This is a genomic window from Paraburkholderia lebeckiae (genome assembly GCF_014201005.1).
Taxonomy (GTDB): Bacteria; Pseudomonadota; Gammaproteobacteria; order Burkholderiales; family Burkholderiaceae; genus Paraburkholderia; species Paraburkholderia tuberum.
In genome coordinates this window covers 1-12617 of sequence record NZ_JACHDK010000048.1, presented here as the reverse complement: position 1 = coordinate 12617, position 12617 = coordinate 1, and the positions used below count along the sequence as shown (strand labels likewise).

Below are 12617 nucleotides of genomic sequence, written 5' to 3'. Positions count from 1 at the left end.
TTCTACTTGTCGTTTCCCGGCCATTCTGCTCGCGCGCTCGTCATGACGCACGCCAGGTTACCAGGATTCATTGTAGAAATGTGGGTAATTGAAAGGACGAACGACAGGTTTACCCATGTGCGTTGGGCTCCCGTCGATCCGTCGACGCGTGAATGGCTGTCCCCCCCTGCGATTGTGGAGGTGGTCGAAGTCGTCGCCGCGATCCGTCGGGGAGATGTTGTTTGGTCCCTTTTTACGCTTGGTGGCACACGATATCTCGGGCCAAAAATTGTGGTTGTCTCTCACACCGACGGACACGCCGGGATCGACACGGATGTCCCTGGCGATCATGTCGAAAAATGCATTGACGATTTGCCGCACCTTTGACGGCATACCTTTGAGGCCGTCGGCGATCATCGTGCGCATCGTTTCTCGGCAAGCGAAAATTCCCAGGGACTGTGAAAGGTCTGGATCGGGTCGGTAAAACTGGTTGATGGACAGAGAGAGCTGACATTCGCCGACGCCAGTTTGTAAAAGTCAGCAAAGCGATACGCGACAGCCGCACCAATTTGATCGGCGAACGTCGGCTCAGGCCGACGACCCACCGGTAACCTTTCCGCGACGAAAGTCCGCTTCACTCTTCAAAGAGCCATTGATGCTTCGACATGCCGGAAGTCGGCTCTGGGTCGACTTGCGACGATCATCCGCTGCGGGCCGGCAAGCGGTTCTCAATTCAGCTATCGGACCGGGTTCGGCCATGACCCGACGTTCGCCCGCGCCGTCACTCGGACGTTCAGGCGTCGGTTCTATCCAGGAAACGGCCGTTCAATTCACAACATCGAACGTTGCTTCATCGGCCCATGCCGACCTGCATGCGTTCACCGTTAGACGAGTCTCGATCAGGAGCGGGCGCTGCTAAGTGGCAGCCATGGGGCGTCGAATTGAGGCTCAAGGCTGTCTACTGGTCCCAAATCGATTCAGGCACTGGCGGCGTGGTGCTGAACGCCAACGCTTGTCTCACTATGGGTAGCATCTACACCAACCGAGGCGATTCAGACCGCATAGCGCGTGTCTTCACACTTGACTGCACTGAGCGAACGAAGTTGGTCGTGCCCTATCTCAACATTACGACGACAGGCGAGTGACCGTCGCCGTAGACGACCTCGTACCCAAACTCCTCTATAAGGTCTTCATCGTCCCAGACATCGTTGAAGGTTGTGCGGTAGTTGAAGATCAGTGTCCTAACATCCTTGCCGTCATGGAGCACGCGGGCCACCGACTCCTTGTGCGGGTGCTTGGTGTTGCCGGCGCCATTCGAACTGAAGATCCAGGTGGGCGCGGAGAGCAGTGATGCCATGGCGCGATCCGTATTGTTGCGGCTGCCGTGGTGGGCCAACTTGACCACGTCAACCTTGAAGCGCCCGTTGGGAGAGAGCGTGCGCAGGCTGTTCACGATTACCGAAGGGTAAGCGTCCCCGAGCATGAGAGCAGTTCTTCCTTCGTACTCGAGCAAGAGCGCAATGCTCGAGCCATTTGGGATGGTCTCATCTTCCTTGAACTTGCTTTTGGCTAGCTCGGGGATGTCAATAGGCCCCATCGGTTCCAAGCCTGGTATTCTCAAGTCGAGGCCTGATGGTACTTCGCCGCTGTCTTCGGCCTCTTCAGCAGCGCCAAACTCCTCGATGACGTCGTCCCAGCGCTCGCGCAATCTGACGAGTTGCTCGTGGGCGGGACCGAGTACGGTTAACTTCATGCCTCCGTCGATCGTGTATGTGACGACGCTGCCGTCCGCCTCGAGCGCAATGGCCTTGCCGTCGGCCGCCTTATTCCAAGTCGTCTTGTGATTCTTCTTCAGGATCTCCGATAGTCGGATGCCTTCCTTGACCCCCATCGGTTCGAGGCCAATGGCCTTCATCTGGTCCCAGCCGTTGAACCAGATGTCGCCGAAGGTGATCCCGTCGGGCAGGTCTTCCAGGAACTGCAGGATGCCTTGGATGTGGTCCAGGTCGATGTGGGTTACGACCAGCAGTTCGAAATGCAACGGGGAGCCAACTTCCTCCACTCGCTTGCGAAGGTGATCGCGACCTGTCGCTGTGATGCCGCCATCGATCAAGATGTGGTTCGGCGCGTCTTCGGTTCCGTACTCAATCCACAGCGCATCTCCCCGCTGGGCTGGGAGCACATGGATGCGGTATACGTTGCTCATGTGCGCTCCTCGTCCAGTCGCAGCACGGTAAAGAATTCGCCTGGGACAGTGACGCGACCCAGTTCGCGCACAAGTGCCAACGCCATGCGCGTGCCCTCAACCTGCGGTCCCGAGCGCATTTCGGCTCGGTCATCCCCCTCGATTGCGACCAGCACGTCGGTCAGCCGGCGGACGCCCGTGCCAAGGTAGGGCAGGCCGCGCCGAACCGCCTCAAGCGCGTACCCCCGGAGCTTCTCTACGTCGATTTCGTCGCCGCGTCCGGTTTCACCATACGTCATCGCCATCTGTGCCATTGCAATCGCGGCGTCGGGGATCGTTGGGAACCGGCGATAGAGATTCCCGACCCAGCGGCGCCAGTCGGGGTCGAGCCGCACGTTCGCTTCTTCCGTGTGCGAGAGCAGCATGTAGGCCCCTGCTGCTGCAGAGACGGGATTCACGCTCTTTTCGAACAACCAGGCATGCGCGCGTTCGAGCATCATCTGACCTGCCTCGGCCAGACCGGCGTGCAAGAAGCCGAGCAGGCTCATGGACTCCACATCGTCGATCTCTGGCGCGCATCGCCAACGTGCCGGGCTTGAGCGTGAGTCTGCAGAAGTCATCGCGGTATCGATGACCACCGTTAGTAGCACCGACGGGGCGACGAGTTGGCCGAGACGGTACTGCGACGTGCTCGCCCAACCTTCCGGGAAAACGGCGTAGTAAGTGCCGCCGACTGGATCACATACTGCTGCAAAGGCGCGTGCTCCGTCGCCATTCATCAGTGCGCCAGATGCCGGCACCGGCGGCATCAGTCGCGCATTCCGCTCGTCCGATTGCACGAGATTCATGCGCACCGGATCTGAAACTGGATCGCCGGTCCACCAGCGCGCCAAGTCCACCGGCGACAGGCGGCCTTTGGGAAATGCGCGGGTTTGGCTTACGCGGTGGATCCACCGCCAGCCCTCAGACTGGGCCACACGATGGTGGCCACTGATGCGATCCAGTTCACTCGTACTGCGGTCCAAGGACAGCACGGCTTTTGCGGCTAGCTCTCGGAACTGCGTTGAACTGCGATTGAGCAGGTCGAGCGTATCCGCTCGCGCAACATTCGAGCCGCTTCGAAAGATGGCCGGTGCGGGGCGACTGAGCGCGGCCTCGAGTGACCTCGCCTCGCTTACGCGCGGCAGAGTCTGCACAATGCCCAAGCTCGCTGCCGATCCGAGCCACTCGTGCGGGGACTCCCCGATGTCGAAATTCAGCTCCGCCAGACCACCGTCCCGAACATCGACACGCTCCGCCTGGACCTCACCACTCGGAAGGAATAGGCGCACGAGATACTGGCCAGCGTCGAGTGAAAGATTCTTCGGCGCATCGTTGACACCGAGTGGGATATTGAGGATTGGTGCTCGTGTGCCGCTGCGAGGTGCCGCGGTCACCTCGGCCATTGCCAAGGTCTGGGAGCCGGTCCCCCAACTCGGCGACGACAGCCGAATCGCTAACTGACCGGTGCTCATAACCCGACCTCCACGCCGGGTGGCATGACGTACTTGCTCCTCTGAGCCAGCACCTGGGTCTTGTCGTCAGCGGCGAGCGCTTCGAATCGATAAGAACCCGTCGAGAGCGCGACCCACCAAGGCGCTGGATCGGGTAAACGCTCTTCACGCGCCTGTGTGTCCTCAGCGACGTGTGCGAGGATTGCTTGCGGCAGCAGGTTCGGATCGCGGGTAAAGACCTTGACGATGACTTCGGGGTCGGCGCGCAGCCGGTGGATCATCAACTCTGGGCCGGTTTCGTGGGGCTGGCAGTACTGCGGCTGGACCTGGAACGACATGCTGGCCACGCACTTGTTGATGCCCTCAGCGAGCGCAGGGACCTGAACCTCCCAGTGGTCGTCCTTGTCGCGGCTCGCTGGTCCGCGCATGGACTGGAGCAGCCCCTGGGTGAACAAGCTGGGCTGCCCGTTCAGGCCGTAGGCGGCCGATGCCAATCCGGTGGCGAAGTACACCGGTGCGATCTTGTCGCGCAGCTTTCGGCTGAGTCCGGCGATTGCGATGGGGTCTCCCGTCGCGCCGTTGCCGTAAGTCTCCAGAAAGTCCTTCGTCGGCGGTGTGCGACATGCGTCGACCAGATGGATCTGGTGCTTGGCAGCGCAATGGCGCAAGACGCCCAAGCGCATGGCGTCGAACGCAATGGCATCGGCCATGGGGTTCACAGGATTGCCGCCGAAGTCTTCCAAGAGCAGGGCGTTCTCGGCTTCGCCGAACGCCAGTCCGTGTCCGCAAAAGAAGAACACCGCATAGTTTTCCGGGTTACGGCCGGCGCGTGCCATCCAGTCGATCACTGCCTGCTTGACGGTGGGGATTCGGGCACGATTCACGGCAAGTGGTGCGCCACCTGTGCCGTTGATCAGCACCGGTCCATCCGCCGAACAGAGCACTTGCAGCGACCTCAATGGGTGATCCGGGTTATGGAAGCCTGTGTCGGCATCCATGAACCAAGTTGCGAGTGCATGGACCGACAGAGGGGGGGAGGACAACTGCCCCATTCCCATGGCCATATCGAACGGCTTGGCGTCGTCACCGTCCTTCAGGTAAGGATAATCGCCAACGCCGACCAGGAGCACGTGCGTGCCCGGATCGGCCTGTCCATCGTCATGCAGTATGGTCATGGGCGCTGGTGCTCAACTCAATGGCGCGTCAGGCACGGGTAGCCCGCTCGAATGCGCAATCGGCAGACCGGCCCGTCGACGGAGTGCCGCGTCCGTCAGCGCGTAACCCCAGTTGGTCAGGCGTCCCTCGGTCAACTCACCGAAGCCTGCTAGCCGTGTGGGTAGCCGCGCCAGCGCGCGTGTGATCCCGTTGTCCTGGGCCGCGGCCAGCGGATCCGAATAGTCACCGATCTGCGTGTCCAGGCCCCAGTAAGCACCGTGGCGTCGGCCGGCGGTGAACTCATCGATCAGCCACCGTTTGCGAAGCGCGCGGGTCTGGTCGATAAGAATGTCGCGGACTCTGCCCATTTGCGGTGGCGTCTCGGAGGGGGCGAGTTCAATCTCGAAGGGCGCGCCAGCATCGCTAACGAGCACTAGATCGACTTTGCGAACGAGTGTTTCAAGTCCCATGTTGTCGTACACGCCGCCGTCGGTCAACACGATCCGGCGACGCAACTGAGCCAGGTTCGGGATGTCTTCGCCCTCGGACCAGGTGGCTGGGTCGGTCTCGACGACGATGGGCGAGAACACGGGCGGGAAGGCGCTCGATGCGGCGACCGCTTGCGCGAGCGGCACACTGGCACCAGGTGCTACGCCCAGTTTCCAATCGGCTAGCATGTCCTGCCGGAACCGGAAGTTGCGCCCGGTCTGCATGTTGGTGGCGTAAAGCACAAACCGGGGTTCGCCCGGCCGTGCCGGGTCCGGCATATCGCGCGTGGTGGCGCCATGGAACAGGTGCTTGTCGTAGCAATCCGCCAAGTACTCGCCAGCCGACTTGAACGGGTTGATGAGGCCCTTGATGCCCGCCGAGACGTCGATGGTCTTCTCGCACAGCGCCCGCAGTGGTTCTACCACCTCGTCCCTGAAATTTCGAGCACAACCGTCGGCGAAATCGAGTCGTCGCCATCGGTGGGCGAGCAATCCGGCCAAGATCGATCCGCCCGAGACACTGGAAACACGATCCAAGCGACCGAGCAGACCCGCTTCGTTCAAGCGCCATAGACTCCCGAGGCCGAAGAGCGTGGCGCGGAACCCGCCACCGGATAGCGCCAAGCCAATTGTCTTGCCGTCAAGTGTCATGGTCTTCCCAGGTTAACGCACACCACATTTTTTGGAGGCCCCGCAGACGGATTTACCCGGGGTTGCCCATGCGCACCAAGTTGTAGGTCGCCATGGTCAGAACAAACATCTGATCCACTTTCTTCAGTCCGCGCGCCCTTACTTGACGCATCCCGCCCACCGTCTTGGTCGAGCCAACCCTTGCTCAATCGGCTTGCCCTTTTGCTGCGAATTCGCATACCCCTTGCTTCGTGTAATGGCGTCCGGCACCGCGCACTCCCAGTCTTGATTTGTTCTGTGCCACAGCGGCGTCGCGTTCATCTCCGAGCAGGACTGCACGAACTGATTGGCGTCATAGTCCTTGTCAGCGCCGAGCGTGACTGACACTCTTCGTCACCCAGTGCCTGCCTCGCATCGCTGATCATGACCTTGACCGCTTCGCGCTCCGCGTATTCGTTGGTCACCGTGACCACGGCGCTGGCGATCAAAACATGGATGTAGTTGCTCAACGCGTGTCGGCGCCGCGCATCGCCTATGAGAGGTTGATGGATCGGAAACTAACATTCATTTTATGCACGTAAAGACGCTGCAGGGATCTATTTCAGCAGCCTGTTAGTGAAGTTTGATGCCGAGCGCATCAGCAAAAAAGGGGAAGATCGCAATACCTCCGCCGTACAGGCATTTGGCAGCGCGGTACCGATGCGCGATGTCCGTAATAACCGGACCCGTCGCCGTTCCAGACGGCCGAAGCGATGGGGATCGTTGATGCTTGTCGCGCTGCAGGAGCTTCCGCTTTTCTTCAATAGGCTTCCGGCGTATCGTGTTGACGGGGATATGCGGAGGCGACATGGACATAAGCGAACGGGCAAAGGTCGCGATGGAACGGTTGCTTCCGCTGTACGAGAATCATCCCCAAGGCGGCATGGCAATCGACAGCGAGAAAGTCGCCGAAGTCGTTCGCAGCGATCCGCAGGCTGTTGCTTTTGGTGTCCGCAAGGCGATCGATGCCGGATTTGCCTCCCAGATCGGATGGGGACTTTGGCTCACAGTCGCTTACGCCTTCGAGAAGCAGTTCGACGATGACAGTCTGATGTTAGTTGTCAAGGCGGCCGCCGCGCGGGCCGGCGAGCCATTGCCCAAGATAAAGGCCTTCTTCCCGTACGGAAAGGGCAATGAAGCGAAGCAGCGAAAGAAGGTCATCCTTGAAATGGCTGAGAGTGACGTCGCGGCCTGTGATACCTATCGTATGGTCACGCTGCTCCGCCTCGACACGCTCGCTCCGCATGTTCGTGAGGGGATGTCCGGCAACTGCATCGTCACCTTTCCTGCCGACGGAGACTCGCGTCCGGTGCCACTCATCCCGCGAATCCGCGCATTCGTGAACAAGCTGCAGGCCAGCGTCCCGCACTTTCCGCTGTTCCTCGACTTCGATCCGCAGCACGGCATGTGGATGATCTACTTCGGCTGCTTGGCCGATACTGGTGCTATAAAAGTCATCTCTGGCGACCAGTTCATGTTCGATGGCGCTCATCCAAGCGTACTGGTGGTAGTCAAGTCGACGCTGCGCGGCTTGCGGAAAGCCTGCGAGCCCTTACAGGTCGACTGGCTGCCTTGCGCGGCGGCGATCGTCCGACCGTTCGAACAGTCGACCCGAATCGATCTGCTTCGGCACGCAAGGACGGACAGGTGAGGCCCGCTGAAGAGCGGCTGATACCGCTGCTTCTCCAAATCAGAAACGACCTGCTTGAAGCGAGGGCGGAAGCGGAGGAAGAGTCGCGCCTCAACGAAGTCTTTCGCACTGCGGACGCGATTGAGTCGCCGCAGTTGCGCTCTGAAGTTCTGACCGCCTTCGTGCACGAACTAATCGTCAACCATGTGCTGAAGGACTCACTGGCGATGCGCGTAACGGCCATTGCGCGTGTCGCGGTGCGCATCCAAAGGCACGTTGATGCGGCGCTTGCCATGCAACTGGCTCTGTTGCTGGCCGGCAAGCTCGAAAGTCTGGGCGACGAAGAGGGTGCCGTCTCCCTGATCGATCAAGAGATCGATAGCGCGGCTGGCGGTTCGGGTGACGCCATTGTTTGGCGGGCTGCGACCGCCATGCGTCTGCGCTTGCTCGTCACGCTGCAGGCGTTCGACCGAGGCAACCAGATTGTCGGTGCCTACGAGTTGGATGAGCGGCGCGAAGCCGATGCCTTTGACCTCGACATATTGGTGAACGGCGCTAAATGCGCGATGATGGTGAACCTGCAAGATGCTGCCGTTCAGCGTGCACTGTTTGCGATCGAGCGCCACCAGCGCGGCGATGCCAGCCGGCGAGATAGCAAATGGCTCGATGACGTCGTTCCGCCGACCCCGACGGCGAGGATTTATCTGACCGCCGGTGAGGCGTTGCGCCAAGCGCGGCGGCCGCTCGAGGCCATCAATGCCTTTCAGCAAGGGCGCCGGCAGGCGGTCCGCGATTCGGAAGCGCACGCTGCGGCTTTTTGCCTGAGCGAGGTCGGAATCACCTGGGAACTGGTTGGTGAGCGCGCGCGCGGTGCCGCGATCCTAGAACAGGCGGCAACAGAAGCTGAGCGCCTAGGCGACATGAAGTCGGCGGCGCGTTGGCGCAAGCAACCCGTCATCGGCGACGACGGCGCTCTCGACCTCGCCGGCGTCAATGGCTTGGCGGCCGTTGCCCACGCCTTGCAGGTCGGGACACCGACCGAAGAGCACGAGCGGATCATTAAGACCCTCATCAAGCAAGGCAAGGCCGATGGCACGGAAGTCGAGCCGATGGCTAGGAATCTGCTCGCGGCTCTTTACGAGCGTCGGGGTGATACCGAGTTCGCGCTGATGGCCGTCAGAGCCGCCGTCGACAGCGCGGACAGGCTTCAGGCCGCGTGGCTGGCGCTGTCGCTACGGTCGAACGAGGCCAGGATTCTTTTTAAAGCGAGCGCCTGGGGCGACGCCAAGCGCCTCAGCGAACGCGTACTCGACGATGCGCAGCGGCTGTGGGACGAGGCCGATGCCTCCGAGGTGCGCCAGGTCGCAATCTCGGCAGCGTCAAACGCTGCCGAGATTGCCCTCGTAGTCAGTTGTATTGAGGGAGAGAACCACAAAGGAGAGCCCTGGCCCATTGATCCCGGTTCGGTTCGACGAATCTCGGACCGGACGCGCGCGCGGAGCTTCAACCGCTGGCTTGAGCTGGTCGACTGGAGCCGCGGCGTCGGCATGCCCGAGGTCGAGAACGCCATTTGTTCGCTGATCAGTGCCGACTTGGCAGTCGAGTGGGCGGCGCAGGGAGGCCAGTCTATGAATCTCGTCCTCGAGCGGCGCGATCAGGCGGCCCGCGCCGTTGTGGCCATCGTCGAAAGCACCGGTGCGCGACCGCCCGATGCGGCAAGTTCCGTGGACGATAGTGACCTCAAGCTACCCGCAGATGCGGCGGCGATCGACCTCAGCGCCATCGAGTCTGGCGTCGTCTGTCTGTTCGCCGAGCAATGCAAGTCACTGCGAGTCCTACACATTCCGTGGGAGCGGCCCCAGCGGACGGCGTGGCGTGCGCGCTGGAGCGTTGCTTGGAAAGCAGAAGTGCAGCGCCTCGGGTTGAACCGTAGCGACCTCAGGGCGCCGACACTCCCGCTGGACGAGGAACTGCCGGTCGGAGCGGGAATCAGTCCCACGCTTGAAGCTCTGTACGACGAGCTCGATCGCGACTTCGTGCGCCCACTGGTCGATGCGCTTGGTGAAATTGTCGAGCGCCTGATCGCCTCAGTGCAAGCGGAGCTCTCTTTCATCCCGCTATGGGCGCTGACACGACGCAGGCCGGCGTTGTCGCTTTCGCTCGTGCCGTCCCTGCGATCGATCGGCTTGCTGGCAAGTCGCCCGCGTGCGACCGACGGCACCTCCGTCGCCATCGGCGACGCGACTGGCTCGCTCGCAATGGTCGCGAGGGAATGTGAGTTGCTGACGGGCTTCCTCCGGTTAGCACCAACCATCGGCGCACTGGTCGAAGCGATGCCGTCGGCACGCCGGGTGCACTTCGCGGGCCATGGGGAATTTGACACCGACAATCCGTATCTGAGCGGGCTCGTCCTCAAGGCGTCGCACCAGCCTCCACAAGTGATCGCGACCGGCACTTTCGGCTGCGGGCGCCTCACAATCCCTGGAATCTTCGCGCGGCTAGATGCCAGAAACTGCGAGCTGGTGACGATCTCCGCCTGCTCGGTCGGTTCCCCTCGCGATCACGCTGCAAGCGAGTTCACCAGCGTCCCGACGGCTCTGCTGCTTGCTGGTGCGAGAAACGTTGTTGCCGCGAGTTGGCATGTCCACGATGCTGCGACAACGGTCCAGATGGCACACTTCCACGCAGAGCTGCAAAGCGCTAAGAGCATCGCCGCGGCCCTGGCTACCTCGAGACAGAGACTGGCGGCGACAAGCCGTGATGAGGCGATGCGCATCCTCGGACGACAGGATGTCCTTCCGGACGGAGAATGGCCGTTTGCGTCACCACTGTTCACCGACGCGATGATTCATTTCGGCACCGGCTAGCGCTAAGTTCGCCGCCATTATGGCGACTCCGCTAGTTCGTTTGATCCCGGCTCGCGCGATGCATCTTGAAGAACCTTCCGCTTTAATCGGGCCGCGTCAGCTGTGGTGGCTTGGTTGGCTGAGTTCGAACGGCGACTGGCTGCTTTCCGCGACCCTTTGCCAGCGGCGACTTCCACTGAGGGTCGAGAGTGTGAGTTCGCGATGCAAGAAGCTGCGGCCCGGCAACTCGACGCGGCCACCGCCGGCAAGCGTTCACATTGCTGACGTAGAACCCACCCCGCATCAATATCGGCAAAGGCCAAAGACGAGTCCATAGATGAGGGCTCGGTATGGCCGTTCCACTCTGATACCTGCCGTTGGAACCGCGACGACCCGACCGTCGGCAATGGGTCGTGTGCTGCCGATCGCAGCCTCGCGAGGTTGACGTTGTGTATGCAAATTGCATGGGTCGGCACACGGCCACTTTGAGACGTTCCACGTCCGTGTGCCGATTGTCGACAATCGGATTGGGAGCCGCGGCCCCCTGTCCAGATAGTTACAAAATCGACGATAGCTTGGGCAGTCGAAGCAATAGGCCAGCAATCAGATAGCACAGCAGGCAAGCGAGGCTGCCGGTTAATGCGAATTTCAGCAACGGCGGAGCCGGTACGTTTCGCCAAGCCAAAGCGACAGCGACCAGTACGGGCGGATGGACAATGTAGATCGTGTAGGCGCGTCGTGACAGCGGCCGCCACACGCCAACTAGGCCGTCGAAGCGTTGTTGGAAATGTTTTGCGAGAAACAATATCGTTCCCCAAGCGACAAATGGCTCCCAAAATGCATAGACCACCGTGAGTAGATGTCCGCGTAATTCAGGCAGTTTCCCGCCAAGAAAATAGACCAGCGGCAATATGGGCAACGCTATCAAGGCGATGCACCACCATATCTGGACTTGACGCTCCGGTAGACGTTCGATCCAACGCACGCGTGCTGTGAAGCAACCCGCGGCGTACAACACGATATAGCTGGCGAAGTACCCGAGTTGAAGACCCAATACATTGACCCCAACAGGCCATTTGTACCGTAAAGCCAGTGCTGCAATGCCCGTAAAAATCGCGCCACCGGCCAGCGTCAGGTTATTCGGGAATAGCTTGCAAACCGATCGGGTTGCCTTGTAACCCTTTGGGCGTGAGAATGCGACGTTCCAAAGCGCGGCGACCACACTGAACATCAGTAAAGCCTGGGCAAACCACATGGGTCCGTTTTCGAAGGTACCTGTTCGCCATAGTTGAGCCAGAGTACCCATAAACGGGTCGCCGCGACTTGTCTGCGCTAATGCGATTGTTGCTGGTCCGATAAGCAAACCGTATACGAGCAAGGGCATTCCGAGCCGCAGAAACCGGTCGATCAGAAAGTGATACGGTCCCTTGTGGTCAATTGAGCTTGATGTGTAGTAGCCTGCCAGGAAGAAAAATAGGCCCATGAAAAACGCTTGGTTGATCGCGCAGAAGAGCACCAACAACACGGACCCCAAGGATTTGTCCGGAGCTACTTCATGGTAGTACCATCCGCCGACCGCGCCGTAAGTGATGGCGCAGTGATGAAATACGACAAGCAGCGTCAGGCAAGCACGCAACGCGTCCAGACCAGCATTTCGACGCGTAGCCGTTTTGACTGGCTGAGTCGTGAAGTCGACCGAAGCGTCTTGAGTGCTCATCACACATCCTGATTTGGGTGGCCCGCCATTGCCCGTTCAGAGACGAGACAATATCATTTGGTCGTTGCGATTGAAACGAATGAGCTCGTGACGATGTATGTTCGCCTGCTGGGTGATACAGATCGTGCAAAATACACTGCCGTTATTACAAGGACCTAACCGGGTGTCCCCGGTCTGTGCGAACTGACCTTGTCGGATTCTCGATAGCATCACGTCACATTGAACGACCGCTTACTGGAATCGCAACCGACCGCTCAGGGTCGACTTGCGACGATCATCCGCTGCGGGCCGGCAAGCGGTTCTCAATTCAGCTATCGGACCGGGTTCGGCCAAAGTCCGGACATTGGACTAACCCTGCGAGATCGTCGACACCCATTAGCGGGCCCGGTGTCAAGTGAGCAAACAATACCCTCGACTGCCCGAGCAGCCGAATCCGATTGCACTGACGGAATGCA

Annotated in this window: 8 protein-coding genes and 1 pseudogene; 3 read left to right on the top strand and 6 right to left on the bottom strand. The window is 60.5% G+C overall.

The window, feature by feature from the left end; all coding sequences use genetic code 11:
• The first annotated feature begins 78 nt into the window (after positions 1 to 78).
• Entirely contained in the window at positions 79 to 366 is a 288-nt protein-coding gene (locus tag HDG39_RS34765) for a hypothetical protein (protein ID WP_221305967.1), read from the top strand.
• 727 nt (positions 367 to 1093) lie between these two features.
• Here the strand turns inward: HDG39_RS34765 and HDG39_RS33940 are convergent.
• The 5 genes and pseudogenes from HDG39_RS33940 to HDG39_RS36000 form a co-directional block, all read right to left on the bottom strand.
• Positions 1094 to 2185 carry a ComEC/Rec2 family competence protein gene (locus HDG39_RS33940; protein ID WP_184012583.1) on the bottom strand — a complete coding sequence of 364 codons (1092 nt, stop codon included), beginning with the start codon at positions 2183 to 2185 and terminating at the stop codon, positions 1094 to 1096.
• Positions 2182 to 3678, bottom strand: coding sequence for a hypothetical protein (locus HDG39_RS33935; protein WP_184012581.1), 1497 nt, complete (start codon positions 3676 to 3678; stop codon positions 2182 to 2184). The genes HDG39_RS33940 and HDG39_RS33935 overlap by 4 nt, the downstream gene beginning before the upstream one ends.
• Positions 3675 to 4832 (bottom strand): caspase family protein, encoded by a 1158-nt coding sequence (locus HDG39_RS33930; RefSeq protein WP_184012579.1) that lies wholly within the window; start codon positions 4830 to 4832, stop codon positions 3675 to 3677. The genes HDG39_RS33935 and HDG39_RS33930 overlap by 4 nt, the downstream gene beginning before the upstream one ends.
• A gap of 12 nt (positions 4833 to 4844) precedes the next feature.
• A complete protein-coding gene (locus HDG39_RS33925) occupies positions 4845 to 5951 on the bottom strand; it encodes a patatin-like phospholipase family protein (RefSeq protein WP_184012577.1) in 1107 nt (368 codons plus the stop codon).
• Between the two features lie 52 nt (positions 5952 to 6003).
• Positions 6004 to 6382, bottom strand: a pseudogene (locus tag HDG39_RS36000) (transposase); the annotation flags it as partial.
• A 395-nt stretch (positions 6383 to 6777) separates the two neighbouring features.
• Here HDG39_RS36000 and HDG39_RS33915 point away from each other — a divergent pair.
• Positions 6778 to 7620: a hypothetical protein gene (locus HDG39_RS33915; RefSeq protein ID WP_184012573.1), complete on the top strand. Its 843-nt coding sequence runs from the start codon at positions 6778 to 6780 to the stop codon at positions 7618 to 7620.
• The gene (locus HDG39_RS35765; RefSeq protein WP_184012571.1) at positions 7617 to 10466 is read left to right on the top strand and encodes a CHAT domain-containing protein; all 2850 of its coding nucleotides are present in this window, start codon (positions 7617 to 7619) and stop codon (positions 10464 to 10466) included. Before HDG39_RS33915 ends, HDG39_RS35765 begins: the two co-directional genes overlap by 4 nt.
• Before the next feature lie 535 nt (positions 10467 to 11001).
• Here the strand turns inward: HDG39_RS35765 and HDG39_RS33905 are convergent.
• On the bottom strand, positions 11002 to 12162 hold the full coding sequence (locus HDG39_RS33905) for an acyltransferase family protein (protein ID WP_184012569.1): 1161 nt from the start codon (positions 12160 to 12162) through the stop codon (positions 11002 to 11004).
• Positions 12163 to 12617 lie beyond the last annotated feature (455 nt).

Bases quoted from the DNA above. Each gene is read 5' to 3' on its own strand.
- HDG39_RS34765 (WP_221305967.1), top strand. From the start codon at position 79: ATGTGGGTAATTGAAAGGACGAACGACAGGTTTACCCATGTGCGTTGG.
- HDG39_RS33905 (WP_184012569.1), bottom strand. From the start codon at position 12,162: ATGAGCACTCAAGACGCTTCGGTCGACTTCACGACTCAGCCAGTCAAA.
- HDG39_RS33940 (WP_184012583.1), bottom strand. From the start codon at position 2,185: ATGAGCAACGTATACCGCATCCATGTGCTCCCAGCCCAGCGGGGAGAT.
- HDG39_RS33915 (WP_184012573.1), top strand. From the start codon at position 6,778: ATGGACATAAGCGAACGGGCAAAGGTCGCGATGGAACGGTTGCTTCCG.
- HDG39_RS33935 (WP_184012581.1), bottom strand. From the start codon at position 3,678: ATGAGCACCGGTCAGTTAGCGATTCGGCTGTCGTCGCCGAGTTGGGGG.
- HDG39_RS33930 (WP_184012579.1), bottom strand. From the start codon at position 4,832: ATGACCATACTGCATGACGATGGACAGGCCGATCCGGGCACGCACGTG.
- HDG39_RS33925 (WP_184012577.1), bottom strand. From the start codon at position 5,951: ATGACACTTGACGGCAAGACAATTGGCTTGGCGCTATCCGGTGGCGGG.